This window comes from Lacrimispora sp. (assembly GCF_032078915.1).
Classification (GTDB): Bacteria; Bacillota; Clostridia; order Lachnospirales; family Lachnospiraceae; genus Lacrimispora.
In genome coordinates, this window is record NZ_DAMAUN010000008.1 from 52,994 (window position 1) to 72,582 (window position 19,589).

Annotated in this window: 19 protein-coding genes; 13 read left to right on the forward strand and 6 right to left on the reverse strand. The window is 46.3% G+C overall.

The features are described 5' to 3' along the window. The first annotated feature begins 25 nt into the window (after positions 1-25). The 9 genes from RT269_RS05135 (at position 26) to RT269_RS05175 (ending at position 8,770) form a co-directional block, all read left to right on the forward strand. Entirely contained in the window at positions 26-250 is a 225-nt protein-coding gene (locus tag RT269_RS05135; RefSeq protein ID WP_089992630.1) for a cation transporter, read from the forward strand. A 16-nt stretch (positions 251-266) separates the two neighbouring features. Continuing rightward, positions 267-2,135, forward strand: a complete 1,869-nt coding sequence (locus RT269_RS05140) for a heavy metal translocating P-type ATPase (RefSeq protein ID WP_313180988.1) — start codon at positions 267-269, stop codon at positions 2,133-2,135. A 154-nt stretch (positions 2,136-2,289) separates the two neighbouring features. Then, positions 2,290-3,627 carry a type I glutamate--ammonia ligase gene (gene glnA / locus RT269_RS05145; protein WP_313180990.1) on the forward strand — a complete coding sequence of 446 codons (1,338 nt, stop codon included), beginning with the start codon at positions 2,290-2,292 and terminating at the stop codon, positions 3,625-3,627. A 42-nt stretch (positions 3,628-3,669) separates the two neighbouring features. Then, on the forward strand, positions 3,670-4,218 hold the full coding sequence (locus RT269_RS05150; RefSeq protein ID WP_313180992.1) for an ANTAR domain-containing response regulator: 549 nt from the start codon (positions 3,670-3,672) through the stop codon (positions 4,216-4,218). Between the two features lie 15 nt (positions 4,219-4,233). Further along, positions 4,234-5,046 (forward strand): diaminopimelate epimerase, encoded by an 813-nt coding sequence (gene dapF / locus RT269_RS05155; protein ID WP_313180994.1) that lies wholly within the window; start codon positions 4,234-4,236, stop codon positions 5,044-5,046. A 17-nt stretch (positions 5,047-5,063) separates the two neighbouring features. After that, positions 5,064-6,293 (forward strand): LL-diaminopimelate aminotransferase, encoded by a 1,230-nt coding sequence (locus RT269_RS05160; RefSeq protein WP_313180996.1) that lies wholly within the window; start codon positions 5,064-5,066, stop codon positions 6,291-6,293. 103 nt (positions 6,294-6,396) lie between these two features. After that, positions 6,397-6,852, forward strand: a complete 456-nt coding sequence (locus tag RT269_RS05165; protein WP_313180998.1) for an Lrp/AsnC family transcriptional regulator — start codon at positions 6,397-6,399, stop codon at positions 6,850-6,852. Positions 6,853-6,944: 92 nt separating this feature from the next. Then, on the forward strand, positions 6,945-7,715 hold the full coding sequence (locus tag RT269_RS05170) for an N-acetylmuramoyl-L-alanine amidase (protein WP_313181076.1): 771 nt from the start codon (positions 6,945-6,947) through the stop codon (positions 7,713-7,715). A 152-nt stretch (positions 7,716-7,867) separates the two neighbouring features. After that, on the forward strand, positions 7,868-8,770 hold the full coding sequence (locus RT269_RS05175) for a DUF368 domain-containing protein (RefSeq protein ID WP_313181000.1): 903 nt from the start codon (positions 7,868-7,870) through the stop codon (positions 8,768-8,770). A gap of 92 nt (positions 8,771-8,862) precedes the next feature. On the opposite strand, the gene RT269_RS05180 is transcribed toward RT269_RS05175, so the two are convergent. Both RT269_RS05180 and RT269_RS05185 read right to left on the reverse strand, forming a co-directional pair. Then, positions 8,863-10,152: a peptidoglycan-binding protein gene (locus RT269_RS05180; protein ID WP_313181001.1), complete on the reverse strand. Its 1,290-nt coding sequence runs from the start codon at positions 10,150-10,152 to the stop codon at positions 8,863-8,865. A 107-nt stretch (positions 10,153-10,259) separates the two neighbouring features. Further along, positions 10,260-10,457, reverse strand: a complete 198-nt coding sequence (locus tag RT269_RS05185) for a hypothetical protein (protein WP_038278888.1) — start codon at positions 10,455-10,457, stop codon at positions 10,260-10,262. A gap of 279 nt (positions 10,458-10,736) precedes the next feature. On the opposite strand from RT269_RS05185, the gene RT269_RS05190 reads away from it, so the two are divergent. Together RT269_RS05190 and carB are read left to right on the forward strand one after the other, a co-directional pair. Continuing rightward, positions 10,737-11,810, forward strand: a complete 1,074-nt coding sequence (locus tag RT269_RS05190; RefSeq protein ID WP_313181005.1) for a carbamoyl phosphate synthase small subunit — start codon at positions 10,737-10,739, stop codon at positions 11,808-11,810. Beyond that, the gene (carB, locus tag RT269_RS05195; protein ID WP_313181006.1) at positions 11,810-15,013 is read left to right on the forward strand and encodes a carbamoyl-phosphate synthase large subunit; all 3,204 of its coding nucleotides are present in this window, start codon (positions 11,810-11,812) and stop codon (positions 15,011-15,013) included. The genes RT269_RS05190 and carB overlap by 1 nt, the downstream gene beginning before the upstream one ends. 42 nt (positions 15,014-15,055) lie before the next feature. Here carB and RT269_RS05200 read toward each other — a convergent pair whose 3' ends face one another. From RT269_RS05200 to RT269_RS05210, 3 genes are read right to left on the reverse strand one after another with little or no spacing between them, the layout of a single operon-like run. Continuing rightward, positions 15,056-15,676: a manganese catalase family protein gene (locus tag RT269_RS05200; protein ID WP_313181008.1), complete on the reverse strand. Its 621-nt coding sequence runs from the start codon at positions 15,674-15,676 to the stop codon at positions 15,056-15,058. Next, positions 15,676-15,972 carry a spore coat protein CotJB gene (locus tag RT269_RS05205; RefSeq protein WP_312426723.1) on the reverse strand — a complete coding sequence of 99 codons (297 nt, stop codon included), beginning with the start codon at positions 15,970-15,972 and terminating at the stop codon, positions 15,676-15,678. Before RT269_RS05205 ends, RT269_RS05200 begins: the two co-directional genes overlap by 1 nt. Continuing rightward, positions 15,972-16,160, reverse strand: a complete 189-nt coding sequence (locus RT269_RS05210; RefSeq protein ID WP_313181009.1) for a spore coat associated protein CotJA — start codon at positions 16,158-16,160, stop codon at positions 15,972-15,974. The genes RT269_RS05205 and RT269_RS05210 overlap by 1 nt, the downstream gene beginning before the upstream one ends. A 231-nt stretch (positions 16,161-16,391) precedes the next feature. Here RT269_RS05210 and RT269_RS05215 point away from each other — a divergent pair, with 231 nt between their 5' ends. Beyond that, complete coding sequence (locus tag RT269_RS05215; RefSeq protein ID WP_313181011.1) at positions 16,392-17,315, forward strand: NYN domain-containing protein; 924 nt, start codon at positions 16,392-16,394, stop codon at positions 17,313-17,315. Positions 17,316-17,411: 96 nt separating this feature from the next. Here RT269_RS05215 and RT269_RS05220 read toward each other — a convergent pair whose 3' ends face one another. After that, positions 17,412-18,410: a YeiH family protein gene (locus RT269_RS05220; RefSeq protein ID WP_313181013.1), complete on the reverse strand. Its 999-nt coding sequence runs from the start codon at positions 18,408-18,410 to the stop codon at positions 17,412-17,414. A gap of 129 nt (positions 18,411-18,539) precedes the next feature. On the opposite strand from RT269_RS05220, the gene RT269_RS05225 reads away from it, so the two are divergent. Continuing rightward, positions 18,540-19,421, forward strand: coding sequence for a LysR family transcriptional regulator (locus RT269_RS05225; protein ID WP_313181015.1), 882 nt, complete (start codon positions 18,540-18,542; stop codon positions 19,419-19,421). Positions 19,422-19,589: the final 168 nt, after the last annotated feature.

Genomic DNA, 19,589 nt, shown 5'->3' on the forward strand with positions numbered 1-19,589 from the left:
AAAAACATAAAAGGAGAGAATGGCTATGAAAAAGATTATTAAACTGGAAGGTTTATGCTGTGCCAACTGTGCGGCTAAGATTGAAGAAGAGGTAAAAAAACTGGCTGGTGTGGAAAGTGCATCCTTAAGCTTTATGACTCAAAGGATGACCATGGAAATAGAAGACAGTAAGTCGGAGGAAATCGTAGAGGCAGCCAGAAAGATATCAAACAAGATTGAGCCAGAAGCAGAATTCAAGGTACTTCGGTAAGAACAAAGGAGCAGTTATGACAAAAAAACAGAAACGGATGGCAATAAGGCTTTTAGCCAGCGCCCTGTTTTTTGCAGCAGGGATGTTTGTGGAAGGAAAGGTTGCCTGGTACTGGATATTCTTTTTGATCTCCTATCTGGCAGCAGGTTATGACATACCTTTAAGAGCAGTACGGAATATTATGAACGGCCAGTTTTTTGATGAAAACTTTCTTATGTCAGTGGCAACCTTCGGTGCCATCGGCATCGGTGCTTTGGAAGAAGCGGTAGGAGTTATGCTGTTTTACCAGGTAGGTGAACTTTTTAATGACTACGCGGTAAATAAATCCAGAAAATCAATTACCGATCTTATGGATATTAATCCGGAATATGCGAATCTTATTAAGGATGGGAAGGAAGAGAAGGTAGACCCTTATGAGGTTTCCGTTGGAGACAGAATCGTAATAAAGCCGGGAGAAAAAGTACCCCTTGACGGCATCGTCGTAAAAGGGACCGGAGGACTGGACACCAAGGCCCTGACCGGAGAATCCATGCCGGTGGAAGTGAAGGAAAACGATGCCATATTAAGCGGTTCCATCAATTTAAACGGTGTACTGGAGGTTGAAGTAACAAAGCTGTTTGATGACTCCACGGTAGCTAAGATCTTAGAGCTGGTGGAAAATGCCAGTTTTAGAAAAGCAAAAGCTGAGAACTTTATTACCAGATTTGCAAAAATTTATACACCGGTTGTGGTGAGCCTGGCGCTTATTCTGGCAGTGATTCCGCCCCTGGTCTTCGGCGGAGAATGGGGTACCTGGATTTACCGTGCCTGCAGCTTTCTGGTTGTCTCCTGTCCGTGCGCCCTGGTGATTTCCGTGCCTCTTAGCTTTTTTGGAGGGCTTGGAGCAGCGTCCAGACACGGGATTCTCATGAAGGGAAGCAATTATCTGGAAGCCATGGCTTCTTTGGATACGGTTGTCTTTGACAAAACAGGAACCCTTACAACAGGGAAATTCCAGGTCACAGATGTGGATCCTGTGGAAGGAACAAAAGAAGAGCTTTTAAGGCTGGCGGCTTATGGCGAGTTTCATTCCAACCACCCCATCGCTTTATCAGTAAAGGAAGCTTACGGAAAGTCTGTTGATGAGGCATTGATCGGCTGTGTGGAAGAAATTGCAGGATATGGCATTAAGGCAGAGCTTAAAGATGGGGAAAGAGTAAATGAGCTTTATATCGGCAATGCAAGGCTTATGAAGCAGAAGGGAATTGAGATCACTGACCAGGGGCCTGTGACAGGAACATCCCTTTATGTGGCAGATGGAGGGCGCTATCTTGGTTCCATTACCATATCCGACACCATCCGGGAAGATGTGCCCATGGCCTTAAAAGGGTTAAAAGCAGCCGGAGTCAGGAAACTGGTAATGCTGACTGGTGATAAGCCGGAAGTTGGTCAGGCGGTTGGCGAAAAGCTGGGGCTTGATGAGGTTCACGGCGGACTGCTTCCTGGTGATAAGGTAGGAAAGCTAGAGGAACTGCTGTCCAAAAAACAGGAAGGACATAACCTGGCCTTTGTGGGTGACGGCATCAATGACGCTCCGGTCCTTGCCCGTGCCGATGTTGGGATCGCCATGGGAGGAATCGGCTCCGACGCGGCAGTGGAAGCTGCCGATGTGGTGATTATGACGGATGAACCGTCAAAGCTTATAGACGCCATTGCTATCGCAAGAAAAACCGCAAGAATTGTAAGGCAGAATATTATTTTCGCCATTGGAGTGAAAGTGCTCATCCTGATATTATCGGCAGCCGGAATAGCGACTATGTGGGCAGCCGTATTTGGAGACGTAGGCGTCTCGGTGATTGCCATATTAAATGCCATCCGGGCGTTAGCATATCAAAGTAATCAATAAAAAATATTGACAAATTTTTTTCTAGCTGTTATATTTTACACATATGACGGGGTGGTGCAAAGATGGTCCATTGATGTGAGACTGTATTTGCCTACCCCTTTTCCTATTAGGGGAAAACGTGTTTCTTATGGTTTTTAAGAAGGGAGAAAGCATTATGAACAAGTACAGCAAAGAAGATATATTCCGGATTGTAGAGGAAGAAGATGTGGAATTTATCCGGCTTCAGTTCACTGATATTTTCGGTATGCTGAAGAACGTTGCAATTACCAGAAGCATGCTTGGGAAGGCTTTGGAGAACCGCTGCATGTTCGATGGCTCTTCCATTGAAGGCTTTGTAAGAATGGAAGAATCCGACATGTATCTTTATCCGGATCTTGATACCTTTGAGATCCTGCCATGGCGTCCACAGCAGGGAAAGGTTGCCCGCCTGATGTGCGATGTGTATTGTCCGGACAGGACGCCTTTTGAAGGAGATCCCAGGTTTGTGCTGAAAAAGGTGTTAAAAAAAGCCAGGGACATGGGATATGAATTTCACGCCGGTCCGGAATGTGAATTCTTCCTTTTCCATATGGATGAAGAGGGACGCCCCACAACGGATACCCATGAAACGGCAAGCTACTTTGACGTGGCTCCCATTGACTTAGCTGAGAATGTCCGCCGGGATATGGTGCTGACTTTGGAGGAGATGGGATTTATGATCGAAGCTTCCCATCACGAAATTGCACCGGGACAGCATGAAATTGACTTTCAATACGCAGAGGGAATGGTGACTGCGGATAACATCATGACATTTAAGATGGCGGTAAAGACCATAGCCAAGCGCCACGGACTTCACGCGACCTTTATGCCAAAGCCAAAAGCAGGGGTCAACGGCTCCGGAATGCATATCAATATGTCCCTGTCTGATTTAAATGGCAAAAATATGTTTGAGGATGAGGCAGATGAGCTGGGCTTAAGCAGGGCTGCCTACCAGTTTATAGCCGGTATCCTTTACCATATGAAGGGAATGGCCATACTCACCAATCCTCTGGTCAACTCCTACAAGCGCCTGGTTCCCGGATATGATGCTCCGGTTTATATTGCATGGTCGGCCAAGGCAAACAGAAGTCCCCTGATTCGAATCCCTTCTTCCAGAGGGGCGGGCACCAGGATCGAGCTTCGCTGCCCGGATCCTGCCGTTAACCCATACCTGGCTCTGGCCGCCTGCCTGGCTGCCGGTCTTGACGGGATCGAAAAAGATATGACCCCGCCGCAGAGCGTTGACCGGAATATATTTACCATGCAGCCGGAGGAAATATTGGAAAAAGGCATTGAACATCTGCCGGAGACCCTGGGTGAGGCCATCGAGGCCTTCCGGAAAGACGATTTTATGAAAGAAGTGTTGGGCGAACATATCTACACCAAATACCTGGAAGCCAAGGAAACCGAATGGCACATGTTCCGGGTGCAGGTGACGGATTGGGAAGTGGAAGAATACCTGTATAAGTACTAATGATTTCTGTTTTCTGATACGGTTATCTGGAGGTGAGAGTGTTTGACCAATGTGATAGTAGCATTTTCCAGAGAAGAGGATGCAAAAAATATTAAAAATATTCTTGTGAGAAATGGCTTTTCGGTGGCGGCGGTCTGCACCTCCGGCGCCCAGGCGGTAAACAGTGCTGATGAGCTGGGCAGCGGAATCGTAGTATGCGGCTGCAGGTTTGCTGATATGGTATTTCATGAGATTTACGAATGCCTCCCAAAAGGCATGGAGATGCTCCTTCTTGTGTCGCCGAGCCAGTGGAGCGGCAGAGTGCCTGAGGGCGTGGTCTGCCTGGGTCAGCCCTTAAAGGTACAGGACTTACTAAGTACTCTGGAAATGATGGTAGAATCCTTTACCAGAAGGCGGAAGAAATTAAAAAGCCAGCCAAAAGAGCGGAGCATGGAAGAAAGAGAAATAATCAGACAGGCAAAGGAGCTTTTGATGGAACGAAACCATATGTCCGAAACAGATGCTCACCGTTACATCCAGAAATGCAGCATGGACAGCGGAACCAATATGGTGGAAACCGCCCAGATGATCATGAGCCTGATCAATCGATAGCTATGGGAGAGAATGATGAAATTTACAAAAATGCAGGGAATAGGAAACGATTATGTCTATATTAATTGTTTTGAGGAATCCGTGGAAGATCCGGCGGAGCTTGCAAGAAAAGTCAGCGACCGCCATTTTGGGATCGGATCGGATGGGCTGATACTCATTTGTCCGTCAGAAACGGCGGACTGCCGCATGCGGATGTTTAATGCCGACGGTTCGGAAAGCCAGATGTGCGGCAATGGGATCCGTTGTGTAGGGAAATATGTTTATGATCGTCATCTGGTGGAAAAGACGGAATTCGATGTGGAAACCGGAGCAGGAATCAAACACTTAAAGGTTAAACCGGAACATGGCAAGGCTGTTAAAATTACGGTGGACTTGGGAGTACCGGAGATCACCAGCCAGGTGCCGGAGTTAATTCGCATAGAAGGAAAGGACTACGAGTTTATTGGTATTTCCATGGGCAATCCCCATGCCGTTTACTACATGTCTGACATTGACGGTCTGGATCTTGTGGCCATGGGGCCTGCCTTTGAAAACCATGAGCGTTTTCCGGAACGCACGAATTCCGAATTTATTGAGGTGGTGAGCCGTGAATACATTCGAATGCGGGTATGGGAGAGAGGCAGCGGGGAAACTTATGCCTGCGGAACGGGAGCGGCTGCCAGCGCGGTTGCTTCTGCCTTAAGCGGCCGTACTTCCAATACGGTTGAGGTGGAATTAAAAGGCGGCAATTTACACCTCCACTGGGACAGGGACGGAAGCGGGCATGTGTTCATGACCGGTCCGGCGGTAGAAGTATTTGAGGGAGAGTTTGACATTACAAATCTTTAGGATAACAGGAGGAACCAATGGTAAAAATTAATGAAAATTACTTGAAGTTACCGGGAAGCTACCTTTTTTCCACCATTGCAAAAAAGGTAAATGCCTTTACCGAGGCAAATCCGGGGAAGAAGATCATCCGGCTGGGGATCGGAGATGTGACCCAGCCCATTGCACCTGCTATTATTAAGGCTCTTCATGAAGCAGTGGATGAGATGGGACAAAAGGAGACCTTTCACGGTTATGCGCCGGATCTGGGCTATGGATTTTTAAGGGAAATCATTGCAAAGGAAGATTACACCGCCAGAGGCTGTGAGATATCCCCTGATGAGATCTTTGTCTCGGACGGAGCCAAGAGCGATTGCGGAAATATCCAGGAGATCTTTGATGAAAGCTGCAGAATCGCAGTCTGCGACCCGGTTTATCCTGTTTATGTGGATTCTAATGCCATGGCAGGAAGAACAGGAGAATATGAGGAAGAGGCCGGTAAGTGGAGCAATGTGATTTATATGCCCTGTACGGCTGAAAACCATTTTGTGCCCGAGCTTCCGGTAGAGACACCGGATCTCATTTACTTATGCGTTCCGGGCAATCCGACCGGTACGACTCTGACAAGGGACCAGTTAAAGGTCTGGGTGGATTACGCCAATGAATGTGGTGCGGTGATCCTTTATGATGCAGCTTATGAAGCTTATATCGCTCAAGATGATGTCCCCCATTCCATTTATGAGATTGAAGGTGCGAAAACCTGTGCCATTGAATTTCGTTCCTTTTCCAAGAATGCAGGCTTTACCGGGGTCCGTCTGGGATTTACCGTCATTCCCAAAGCTCTGGAAAGGGGAGGGGTTTCCCTTCATTCCCTGTGGGCCAGACGCCATGGAACCAAATTTAACGGAGCTCCATACATCGTTCAGAAGGCCGGGGCAGCGGTTTATTCCGCCGAGGGAAAATCCCAGTTAAAGGAACAGGTGGCTTATTACATGAGAAATGCGAAAATCATTTACTCAGGATTAAAGGAAGCCGGGTGTGAAGTTTACGGCGGTGTCAATGCGCCCTACATCTGGTTAAAGGTACCGGCGGGAATGACCTCCTGGGAATTTTTTGACCGGCTTCTTGAGGAGGCCGGTGTGGTGGGAACTCCTGGAAGCGGGTTCGGGCCAAGCGGCGAAGGATATTTCCGTCTGACCGCATTTGGAACCTATGAGAATACCGTAGAAGCCATTGATCGGATGAAAGAAATGCCATCCCTAAAAAAATAAATATTGACAAGTTTTTAATGATTGGTTATGATGAGTTTAAGCAGAACAAAAGCGTTCAGTGCCCTGGTGGTACTGGCGCTTTTCTTATTTTTGGGAGGAAATAATGGACGATATCGATAAAAAAATAGTGAAGACCCTGCAGAACAATGCCCGGGCATCCTTAAAAAATATAGCGGAAATTGCCTTTTTGTCTTCTCCTGCAGTTTCTGCCAGAATTGAAAAGCTGGAACGGGAAAAAATCATCACCGGATATCATGCGGCGGTGGATTCAAGGAAGCTGGGATATCATATCACCGCATTTATAAGTCTTGATGTTTCTTCGGCGGATAAGATCCAGTTTTATGGAGATATGAAGTCCATTCCCAATGTGCTGGAGTGCAACTGCGTCACAGGAGAATACTCCATGTTGGTCAAGGTAGCCTTTCCAAGCACCATGGAGCTGGATGTTTTTATCGGGCAGCTCCAAAAATATGGAAAGACCAGCACTCAGATTGTATTTTCTACTCCGGTTGGGCCAAGAGACATGGATGTAATGGCGGAATTAGGAGAAAAAGAATAAATGTAGTACGAAAAAATGGTACCGAGAAGGCTGCCCTTACATACTTTATATAATAGAAGTATGTGAAGGGAGTTTTTCTTTTGGCTGAGAGAATGATCGTAGTAATAGATGCCGGTCACGGCGGCACAGATCCAGGTGCGACCTTTGACGGACGGCAGGAAAAAGATGATAACTTAAGGCTTGCGATGGCTGTGGGAAGAATTCTTGCAGACAACGGAATGGATGTCAGGTATACGAGAACTGACGATACCTACAATACGCCCCTTGAGAAGGCCGTGATGGCCAACGATGCGGAAGCAGATTTTCTCGTTTCCATTCACCGAAATGCCATGCCGGTTCCAGGTACCGGTTCCGGAATAGAGGTTCTTGTATTTGAAGATAAAGGGGTGCCGGGCAAGCTGGCAAGAAACATAGGTGAAGCCTTAAAGAAGACGGGTCTTACCAACTTAGGCACAGTGGAACGACCGGGGCTGGTAGTACTCAGACGGACAAAGCTGCCATCGGTTCTGGTGGAAGCAGGATTTATTGACAATGAAGAGGATAATAATCTGTTTGATCAGAATTTTCAGATGATTGCACAGGGGATTGCAGAAGGCACTCTGAATTCTATAAACGAACAGACTGCAACATGCCCCGAATATTATCAGGTGCAGACAGGAGCATTCCGGGTTCACACTTTGGCCGAAGATCAGGTTAATACTTTAAAGGCTCAGGGGTTCCCGGCATTTGTTGTTTATGAAGATGGACTTTATAAGGTCCGTGTGGGGGCATTCCGCAATATTGATAATGCGGTGCGCATGGAGCATACTCTCAGGCGGAACGGATATATCACGTTCATGGTAAAAAGACCGGCTGTGTTTTGAGATCTGGCCGCAGGGAGCAGGCAATGTCCTTGCGGCTTTTTGTCATCCGCTTAACGTGTTGGCAGGTGATAGCTGGAACCAGGGGAAAAATGTATTAGAAGCGGTTAAAAAGGCATAGGATATACCATATCTATAAATTCAGGAGGAATTGCTTGGAGTATATCAGTGAACTTCTAAAGGGTGTTATCATTGGTGTGGCGAACATACTTCCCGGCATCAGCGGGGGAATGTTAGCCATTACCATGGGAGTGTATGATAAGATCATTCATGCGGTAACGCAGCTGTTTCGGGAGCCTTTAAAAAGCCTGCGGATTCTCCTTCCCTATGGGCTGGGAGCGGTGGCCGGCATTGTTTTTCTGTCTCTGGCATTTGAATATCTTTTCCATACATATCCGCTCCAGACCAAAATGGCATTTTTGGGATTGATTGGGGGCGGGCTTCCTACCTTGTTTCAAAAATCATTTTCAAAAGACCGGGCAGACAGAAGAAAAGGGATATTAACGGCTGCTCTCACTTGCGGCGTAGTCATTCTCATCACCTTTATCGCTGAAGCAACCATTACCTCCGGCAGCAGCGGAGAGGGAATGAATATGGCTTCCGGTGCGGCTTATCTTTCTTCCGAAAAGTTCTGGGTATTCACGATGTTTCTGGTAGGCCTGGTAGCAGCGGCCACCATGGTGGTTCCGGGAGTGAGCGGGTCCATGATTATGATGATGCTGGGTTTTTATGAACCTATACTGCAAACAAACAATGCCTGCATAAGAGCTCTGTCTTCCTTTGATGTCCCAAGCCTTTTGTTCAATGGAAGGGTGCTTGCGCCTTATGCAGCAGGTCTTTTGATAGGTGTTTTTCTATTTGCAAAAGTGGTGGAAAGTCTTCTTACCCGCCATAAACGCCAGATGTACCGGGTTATCATAGGCCTGGTGTTTTCCTCTCCTTTTGTCATATTATGGGATATGCCGTGGGAAATGGTGAAGCTGTATGAGCTGCTTGGAGGAATCGCTCTTGCTTTACTGGGATATGTGGCAGCTGAGATGCTGGGGGGAGAAGGATAAAGAGTATAGAAAAAGGAGGAATGGTTTCCTCCTTTTTTATATGCTTGCCTGATAAAAATGCGGATATATCTTAGGGCATTATGAACTTTTTTTTAAGAGTATTCTGCGATTCGGGTAATTCCTACATAAATGTGAGAGATTCTGTACCATGTTGCGAAGTCGATGATACCGGTTACCGGAAGCCCGAAGATGGACTGGAACTGCCGGACTGCATTTGCGGTTGCCTGGCCATAGATTCCGTCGGCCGTGATGCGTGGAATCGCAGTGTAGACGGTAGCGATTGTATCAAGCTGTTCCTGGACCTGGCGAACACTATCTCCGCTGGCGCCGATGGTTAAGTTATAACCGGGGAAGGAGGAGGGGATTCCGGATACCTGTTCGGCGGTGTTGATATACATATTGCTTCCGTAAAAATGCCGCAATATTTCAATAGCGGAGTAGCCTTGTTCTCCAAGCCTTAAACTCCCCCACTGAGTCATCCAGTTCGGGCATTGGACCCTGTTGCCGTCACAGTACTGGGTAAGTATGGGCTGCCGGATGCCGGGGCGGGATAAGTAATTGTTAAAGATTTCGTCAACGACCTGGGAAATGCTTTCATAAATGTTTCGTCCATAGATCCATTTATGGTCAAAGGCTGTGGAAGATGTAATGGTGAAATTATATCCCTGGTTCCTATACCATTCCGTATAAACCCGGTTTAAAGTAAAGCTCATAATAGCAAGGACATTGGCAGTTATCGTAGGCCGGGGCCAGGTTGCATAAATTTCGCTGGAAGCCACGTTTTTAATATAGTCAAGATATGGGACGTAATAATTGGTAGCCGTCGGATCGGTAGGGACTCCGTCGTGGACCACGATTGTCTGGGGGATTACCACCCGGCTTAAAACGATTTCTCCGGTCTCTGCCACTGCTTTTACTTCATCTTCCGCAATTTTTGGGGGATATTCTCCATATAGGGTGTGGTCCGGAATAACAATGGGAACGTCCGGAGATACTGCATCCTGGATCGGAACCATGCGTACCGGCTGTATGGCTGTGGTGTCCGGAAGGATTTCCGTGCCGGAGATGGCGACGGGCTCAAATCCCTGGGCCCGGATATTAACGACGTATTCCGAGTAAGGCTGGGCGAGGCCGGGGGATAAGCTTAAGTCAAGGGGAGGAGCAGCTAGGCTGACCTGCTCCGTCTGGCCGGAAGAATTGGTGGTAAGCTGTTCCACTGTACTTTCAGGATCTCCTTTGTAGGCAATGGAAACCTCCGCATCCCGGACGGGAAAGTTGTTTTCCTGGGAAACGACGTTTACCTGAAGAATGCCGGTATATGTGGCTTGCTGGTCGCCGGAAGCGTTGGTTTCCTGGGCTACGGCTGTTATGTATTTTTTCATAGAATGCCCCTTAATGAATTGATTATTATTAAATATATTAAGGGGGAAAAGGAATAATTACAAAAGCACCCGCAGGTTAAGATAAATTTTAATCCTGCGGGAAGCTTTTAAAAAAAGGATGATTTTGTTTCTTGAAACATGGACTCCACATAGTTTCGCATTTCATCCCGGCTGTCAACGTTTCTGGCTCCGTCTACGATCCTGTCTCTCTCTTTTTCTGAAAGGCCGGCAAAACGAGTCAGAATATCCGAGTGCTGCGCTAACTCCATGGTAAAGCCAATGGGCAGTTCGCTGTTATCAATCATGATTTATCACCTCAGCCTTAGTCTGTGCGGATTGTCCCGAAAGTATACTTTTGAAAGAATATCCTTGTACTTTGTATTATTATGCAAGGTTTTTAGCCGGAATAATTAAATATGCAGTATTTATAAGAAAATAAAAGAAAAATTTATAAGAAGAAAACAGTTGAAAAATGTCGCAGTATCATGTATAATCTATTCAATTTGGGCATTAATGTTCAGACATGCAGAAACATTTAAGCAGGCTCAACAACCATAGCATTAAGAAAGGACAGGACTTTGCGTATGAAAGCTTTTTTAATACTGGAAGACGGTACTGTGTTTACAGGATCGAGCATCGGTTCAACCCAGGAAGTGATCAGTGAAATCGTATTCAATACTTCCATGACAGGTTATTTAGAAGTCCTAACCGACCCCTCCTATGCAGGGCAGGCGGTTGTTATGACTTACCCCCTGATTGGTAATTACGGAATTTGTCATGAAGACATGGAATCATTAAAACCTTGGCCGGATGGCTACATTGTCAGAGAATTATCTAGAATTCCCAGCAACTTTAGAAGCGGGGATACCCTTCAGCATTTCTTAAATGAACATAACATTCCAGGTATCAGTGGTATCGATACGAGAGCCCTTACAAAAATTTTAAGAGAAAAAGGAACCATGAACGGCATGATCACTACGAATGAAAGTTTTGATCTTGACGAAGTCATTTTGCGTATGAAAACATATTCCGTGACTGGTGTGGTGGAGAGAGCTACCTGCAGGGAGAAATATGTTCTTCCCGGCGGCGGGAAAAAGGTGGCTCTTCTGGATCTTGGAGCTAAGAAAAATATTGCCCGCTCCTTACAGGAGAGAGGTTGTGAGGTGATCGTTTACCCTGCAACGGCGAAAGCAGAAGAGATCCTTTCCGGCCGTCCGGACGGAATCATGTTGTCCAACGGGCCTGGGGATCCCAAGGAATGTGTGGAGATTATTGAAGAGATAAAGAAATTATACGAATCCGATGTGCCGGTTTTTGCCATCTGTCTGGGACACCAGCTCATGGCCCTTGCCACAGGTGCGGATACCCATAAGCTGAAATACGGCCATAGGGGCGGCAATCATCCAGTAAAGGATTTAGAAACAGGCCGGGTGTATATTTCCTCTCAGAATCACGGCTACGTGGTGGATGTGGATACCATCGATCCAGCAGTGGCGGTTCCTGCCTTTATCAATGTAAATGACGGGACCAATGAGGGACTGAAATATACGAACAAAAACATATTTACCGTACAGTACCACCCGGAAGCCTGTCCGGGTCCCCAGGATTCCAGCTACTTATTCGACCGGTTTATAAAAATGATGGAGGTAGGAAAATAATGCCGAAGAATCAGGATATTAAAAAAGTGCTCGTTCTTGGCTCCGGGCCTATTATCATCGGCCAGGCAGCTGAATTTGATTATGCCGGAACCCAGGCCTGCCGTTCCCTGAAAGAAGAAGGGGTCGAAGTGGTCCTGCTAAACTCTAATCCGGCAACCATCATGACGGATAAGGATATTGCGGATAAAGTTTACATTGAACCCCTTACCGTAGAGGTGGTGGAACAGCTCATTTTAAAAGAAAAACCGGACAGCGTACTTCCCACTCTTGGTGGACAGGCCGGCTTAAACCTTGCCATGGAACTGGAAGATAAGGGATTTTTAAAAGAGCATAAGGTGCGCCTGATCGGAACTACGGCTCTTACCATTAAGAAGGCGGAGGACCGGGAGCTGTTTAAAGAGACCATGGAAAAGATCGGCGAACCGGTGGCACCCTCTGATATCGTAGAACATGTGGAGGACGGCCTTAAGGTGGCTGAAGCGATCGGATATCCTGTGGTGCTTCGTCCTGCCTATACCCTGGGAGGCTCCGGGGGAGGAATTGCTGATAATCCAGGAGAGTGTCGGGAGATTTTAGAGAATGGACTCCGCTTATCCCGCGTGGGACAGGTTCTTGTGGAACGCTGCATCGCAGGCTGGAAGGAGATCGAATACGAGGTGATGCGTGACGGCGCCGGCAATGTGATCACCGTATGTAATATGGAAAACATCGATCCGGTGGGCGTTCATACCGGAGACAGCATTGTGGTGGCCCCTTCCCAGACCCTGGGGGATAAGGAATACCAGATGCTGCGCACCTCTGCCTTAAAGATCATCAGCGAGCTGGGAATCACAGGAGGCTGCAACGTACAGTATGCCCTTCACCCGGAAAGCTTTGAGTATTGCGTGATCGAGGTAAATCCCAGGGTCAGCCGATCCTCGGCTCTGGCCTCCAAGGCAACCGGTTATCCCATTGCAAAAGTTGCGGCAAAGATCGCAATGGGCTATACCCTGGACGAAATAAAGAATGCGGTGACAAAGAAAACCTACGCCAGCTTTGAGCCGATGCTGGATTACTGCGTGGTCAAGATGCCCCGCCTTCCCTTTGATAAATTCTTGAGCGCCAAGAGGAATTTGGGAACCCAGATGAAGGCCACCGGTGAGGTCATGAGCATTTGCACCAACTTTGAGGGCGGTCTTATGAAGGCGATCCGTTCACTGGAACAGCATGTGGACAGCCTGATGTCCTATGATTTTACAGGGCTTACGGATGAAGAACTGGCTGAGACCCTGCATCTTGTGGATGACCGAAGGATCTGGATCATTGCCGAAGCATTAAGAAGAGGCTTTTCCTATGAACTGATCCATGATATTACAAAAGTTGATGTGTGGTTCATTGATAAGCTGGCAATCCTTGTGGAAATGGAAGAAGCCCTTAAGAAGGGGCCTCTTACTCTGGAGCTGCTAAAGGAAGCAAAGCGGATTGAGTTTCCGGATACAGTCATTTCCAGGCTGACAGGTATTTCTTTGGAAGAAATCCGCCGGATGAGAAAAGATAACGGCATTACAGCCGCATTTAAAATGGTGGATACCTGCGCCGCCGAATTTGCCGCTGAAACTCCTTACTATTATTCCTGCTTTGGAAGTGAGAATGAGGCAGTAAAAACAACCGGAAAAAAGAAAGTGCTGGTCCTTGGCTCCGGTCCTATCCGCATCGGCCAGGGAATTGAGTTTGACTTCTGTTCGGTCCACAGCACATGGAGCTTTAGAAGGGAAGGCTATGAGACGATCATAGTCAATAATAATCCGGAGACTGTGAGCACGGATTTTGATATTGCAGATAAGCTGTATTTTGAACCCCTTACCCCGGAGGATGTGGAGAGCATCGTTGACATGGAAAAGCCTGACGGGGCTGTGGTCCAGTTCGGGGGCCAGACGGCCATTAAGCTGACGGAAGCCCTGATGAATATGGGAATCCCCATTCTGGGAACTTCTGCAGAGGATGTGGATGCAGCAGAGGACCGGGAGCTGTTTGATAAGATTCTGGAGGATTGCGGGATCCCAAGACCTGCGGGCCAGACGGTATTCACGGCAAAAGAAGCCAAGAGGGTGGCAGGAGAGCTTGGATATCCGGTATTAGTAAGACCCTCCTATGTGCTGGGCGGCCAGGGGATGCAGATTGCCATCTCTGACCAGGATATCGATGAATTTATTGGGATCATCAACCAGATCGCACAGGATCACCCCATTCTGGTAGATAAATATATCCCAGGCAAGGAAATCGAAGTGGACGCGGTTTGCGACGGTGAGGATATTCTGATTCCCGGGATCATGGAGCATATAGAAAGGGCCGGCGTGCACTCCGGCGACAGCATCTCCATATATCCGGCTCAGAGCATAAGTGAAACAGTAAAGGAAAAGCTGGTGGAATATACAAGAAGGCTTTCCAAAGCCCTGCACGTTAAGGGAATGATCAACATTCAGTTCATTGTAAGCGGGGAGGATGTATATGTCATTGAGGTAAATCCCCGGTCTTCCCGTACCGTGCCTTATATCAGCAAGGTGACCGGAATTCCCATCGTCCCCTTGGCGACCCAGGTCATCTGCGGGCATTCCATCAGGGAACTGGGATATGAACCAGGGCTTTCACCGGAAGCAGATTATATCGCTGTTAAAATGCCGGTATTCTCCTTTGAAAAGATCCGGGGCGCCGATGTAAGCCTTGGTCCGGAGATGAAATCAACAGGAGAGTGCTTAGGGATAGCAAAGACCTTTAATGAGGCTCTTTACAAGGCGTTTGCAGGAGCAGGGATCAAGCTTCCAAGGCATAAAAACATGATCATAACCGTGAAGGATTCCGATAAGGAGGAGATCATTGACATCGCCAGAAGATTCCAGGCTCAGGGATATAAGATATTTTCCACCTCAGGAACGGCCAGAGTGCTTAACAGCCATGGGATAAAAGCTCTTATGGTCCGCAAGCTGGAACAGGAATCACCAAACCTTCTGGACTTAATCCTGGGCCATGAGATCGATCTGGTCATTGATACGCCGACTCAGGGAGCGGACAGAAGCAGGGACGGATTTGTTATCCGGAGAAATGCTATTGAGACCGGTGTAACGGTTTTGACTTCCTTAGATACGGCAGCGGCCTTAGTGACAAGCATGGAGAACAAAGCCAAAGAACTGACTCTGGTCGATATCGCCAGAATTAAAAATAAATAAAAAATGCTGGGACAGGAGGAAAACCTGTTCCAGCATTTTTTATTATTGCATTGAGGATTTGACAAATTGCTTATCAAATTCCGGGTTAAAATAATAAAAGTTTTTAGAATTCAAATTGGATTTGATATTTTCAAGAGCTTCACCAAACCGCTGGAAATGCACGATTTCCCTTTCCCGAAGGAATTTTAATGGTTCTCTTACATCAGGATTCGGTATGATCCTGATCAAGTTGTCATAGGTTGTCCTTGCCTTTTGCTCGGCTGCCAGGTCTTCGGTCAAGTCGGTAATGGCATCGCCCTTGGACTGGAATTCACAGGCATTAAAAGGAACTCCGGCCGCAGCAGTGGGCCAGAGGGCTGTTGTATGGTCAATATAGTAGGCATCAAACCCTGCAGTCTTAGCCTGTTCCACAGTCAGATTTTTCGTCAGCTGATAAATGATAGAGCAGATCATCTCCAGATGCCCAAGCTCTTCCGTACCAATATCTGTTAAAAGTCCCCCAACTTCCTTGCATGGCATGGAATATCTTTGGGAAAGATAACGCATGGAAGCTGCCAGCTCTCCATCAGGTCCGCCAAACTGACTGATAATGAGAGAGGCTGTTTTCGGGCATGTTTCTTTGATGTTTACAGGGAACTGCAATCTTTTTTCATAATTCCACATTATAAATTACCTCCTTCCCAAGGTAACGGACCGTCTACCCAGGTGAAATGCTTTTGACCCGCATATTTTGTATTAGTTTCTGTTTTGTTGTTGGTATCAGGGCAGACACAGTTTATGGTGAGAGGTTCAAAGTTTTCCGCATAGGTTTTTAAAAGCTGTTTTCTTTGTTCCATGGCCTGCTTAAAGGCTGTTAATGCATTTTCATCCACTGGATGAGTATCTAAATACAATGTTAAATCATTAACAGTAAAGCTTACTTCCGTGATCTGCTTTAAAAGAGTTTTTTGATCTGCCATTACTGTTCACCTCCCGTTACATAAAAAGGAAGATTGAGGGATGGAAAAATAGTTCCATGTTTTAAAGCTGTCTGAGGATCATAAGGCTGTTCCCAGGGCTGCATGGGGATCGTAGCAATACCCAGTTGAACTGTTTTTGTTGGTGTAGCAAGATTAGGCTTTGTTGTGCCACATTCACATGAATTCATAATAACACTCCTTTCTACTTTCCTGCCCATCCTTTCAGGGCAAAGGTGTTTCATTGATTCATTTGACCTTTCTTTCTTAGTATGGTTGAAATAAATTAAAATACGTTACAAAAATTCTCCCATTTTAACCACTGTAATGATATTGTAATAAATGGAAAAATGAAATATAATGGAAAAGCAGAATCGAATTGACAGAAAAAAAGAAAATTAAAAAGACGGGAGAGCAGAGTGTTGAGTGACAAGAAATTTGCAGTATTGATTGATTCGGATAATATCTCGGCAAAGTATATTACAAGTATTCTGGATGAAATGACCCGATATGGTGTTATTACTTACAAAAGGATCTACGGGGATTGGACAAGTTCCCAGATGGGAAAATGGAAAATGGAGCTTTTGGAGAATTCGATCACCCCAATCCAGCAATTCTCCAATACCGTAGGAAAGAATGCAACCGATTCAGCCCTTATTATTGATGCTATGGACTTGCTCTATACGGATAATGTAGATGGATTCTGCATCGTATCCAGTGACAGCGATTTCACCCGCTTAGCCAGCAGACTTCGGGAGTCCGGCAAGGAAGTCATCGGAATGGGGGAGGATAAGACTCCCAAATCCTTCCGGGCGGCCTGCACGGTTTTCACCAATCTTGAGGTCCTCCTCGATCAGGAAGAGGATGGTACAGGAGGAGGCGCCATAGGAAAAGAGGTGATCGAACAGGATATCACTTCGATTCTTTTAGAAAATGAAGATAAAAATAAGGCAACAGGCCTGGGAGAGATCGGCAACCGCCTTGTGAAAAAATACTCTGATTTTGATGTGAGAAACTACGGTTACAGCTCCCTGTCCAAATTTTTGGAGGAAATGGGCGGCTTTGAGCTGAAAAAATCCAATAATGTGGTAACTGTCCGGATGAAGGATAACCGCACCAAAAAGCAGGAACTGGATGATTTTGCAGTGGGGATGGTAAAGGGCAGCGGAAAGAACGGTATGGAGCTGGCGGCTCTGGGAAATGGCATACACCGGAAATTTGCTGATTTCAAGGTAAAGGATTACGGGTATTCCACCTTCTCAAAATTTGTCAACAGCATTGGACAGTTAGAGGTCCGGGAGAATAAAAACAATAATAAGACAGTGTATTTGAAAAAAGAAGATTAAATAAGGTTGGCCAGGAACATGAAATCCATGTTTCCTGGCCGTTTTATTTCTGTTAATGCGTCAGTCGCAGGAATTACTCCATTCCTGCATCTGGCTTTACCAGATTCCTAGAATTATTTGAAGGACCAGGCTTACCACAGATATTCCAAGCCAGCAGCAAAAACCTAATAAAAGAGGCTTTTTGCCTGTCCGTATCAGCTTGATTAAATCAGTATTGGTTCCGATCGCTCCCATAGCAAGGATAATAAAGAGCTTGCTTAAGTCTTTTAATGAACCGGTAATGCCTGCTGGTATGGGAAATGCCGTGGTGATTATGGAAGCAAGCAGGAAAAAGAGTACAAAAGACGGAAAAACTTTCCCAATGGAGATGGAGCGTTCCGAAGCTTTTTTCTCTTTTCCGGTTTTGTAGCACGCCAAAAACAGCGTAATGGGGATGATGGCCAGGGTTCTGGTCAGTTTTACGATAGTGGCTGCTTCCAGGGTGTTGCTGCCGTACATGCCATCCCAGGCGGATGCGGCTGCCGTTACGGAAGAGGTATCGTTAATTGCAGTTCCGGCAAACAGGCCAAAGCCTTCGTTGGAAAGCCCCAAAGCCGAACCTAAAGCAGGAAAAAGCAGAGCGGCTATGATGTTGAAAAAAAAGATGACAGATATGGACTGGGCGATTTCACTGTCATCGGCGTCAATAACCGGAGCTGTTGCGGCAATGGCAGAACCTCCGCAGATGGATGAGCCCACGCCGATTAAAATGGAGGTTTTGCCGGGAAGCCGCAGCGCACGGGAAAGGAAGTATGCAATCAACAGGGAAGTGGAGATGGTTGCCAGGATGATTGGCAGGGCTTCCCTTCCCTTTTGAAGAACCGTAGCCAGATTCATGGAGAAGCCCAGGAGTATCACGGCGTATTGCAGGATTTTTTTGGAAGCAAAAGCCACTCCCGGCCGGAAAAATTCCTTCTCTTTTACAAGCGGTGCCAATGCCATGCCGATGAGAATGGCAAAAACAGGGCCGCCGATAACCGGGAAGGCTTTTCCTAGAAACCATGCGGGAGCGGATATTAAAAGGCAGAGAAGAACGCCTGGGGCGTATTTTTTCATAAGTTAAATCCTCCTTTTTGATCTGGCTTTATTATATTGGATAATAACAATAAAATAAAATTATTTATATTTATTAAATCATAAAAATATGTTATGGTTATTGGAGGAATCAAAAGGAGAATATAATTTATGCTGGATTTTCGGATTGATACTTTTCTTGAAGTATGCCGTTACATGAACTTTACAAAGGCAGCCGGTGAACTTCATATCACCCAGCCTGCTGTATCCCATCATATCCATTATTTAGAAAACAAGTATGGAGTCAGGCTGTTTGAATACAATGGAAAAAAGGTGAATTTAACGGAGGCGGGAAAAGTCTTCTTATCGGCGGCCATAACCATGAAGGATGATGAGCTGCATTTAAAGAAGATCATGGAGCAGCAATCGGGAAAAGGCGGGAGGCTGGTGTTTGGTGCTACCATGACCATAGGAGAGTATGTGATGCCGGAAGCTCTCATAAGGTTCCTTCGTCTTTATCCGGAGACAGCGGTTCAGATGGTGGTTGGGGATACCAGGGAGCTGCTTTTAAAACTGAATGAAGGGGAGATTGAATTCGCTTTGGTGGAGGGGTTTTTCCAGAAAAGGGAATATGATTTTCTGGTATTTGCCTCGGAACCGTTTGCAGCCGTCTGTGCCCCGGACTATGAGTTTCAGCGGGAGATCGTAAAAGTGGAAGATCTTCTGGGGGAAAGGCTTTTTATCCGGGAACCCGGCTCAGGAACCAGGTATGTCTTTGAGCGTTATCTGGAAGGGAAGAATTTACTGCTCCATGATTTCCTTAATATAATGGAAATCAGCAACATTGGCGCCATGAAACAAATGGTGGCAAAAGGGCAGGGAATTACATTTCTTTATGAGGCTGCGGTAAAGGAGGAATTAAACAGGGGCATTTTAAAAAGAATAGAATTGGAGGATTTTCAGTTGATCCATGATTTTACTTTCATATGGAGAAAGGGAAGTATTTATAAATCTTATTATCAGGAGTTGTTTGATATTCTCCATGGGGAATGATGGTGGGAAAAGGCATCTATCAACCTCCTGATTGCGAATCAACCAGATTTACTGACATATTTCCTCGATTCAACCCCATAAAAATGACAGGATTCCCCGTAAAACCGAGGTTTTTAAAAAGACAGGAAAAAATGAAAAAAATTGACAAAAAAGTGTTGACAATTAATA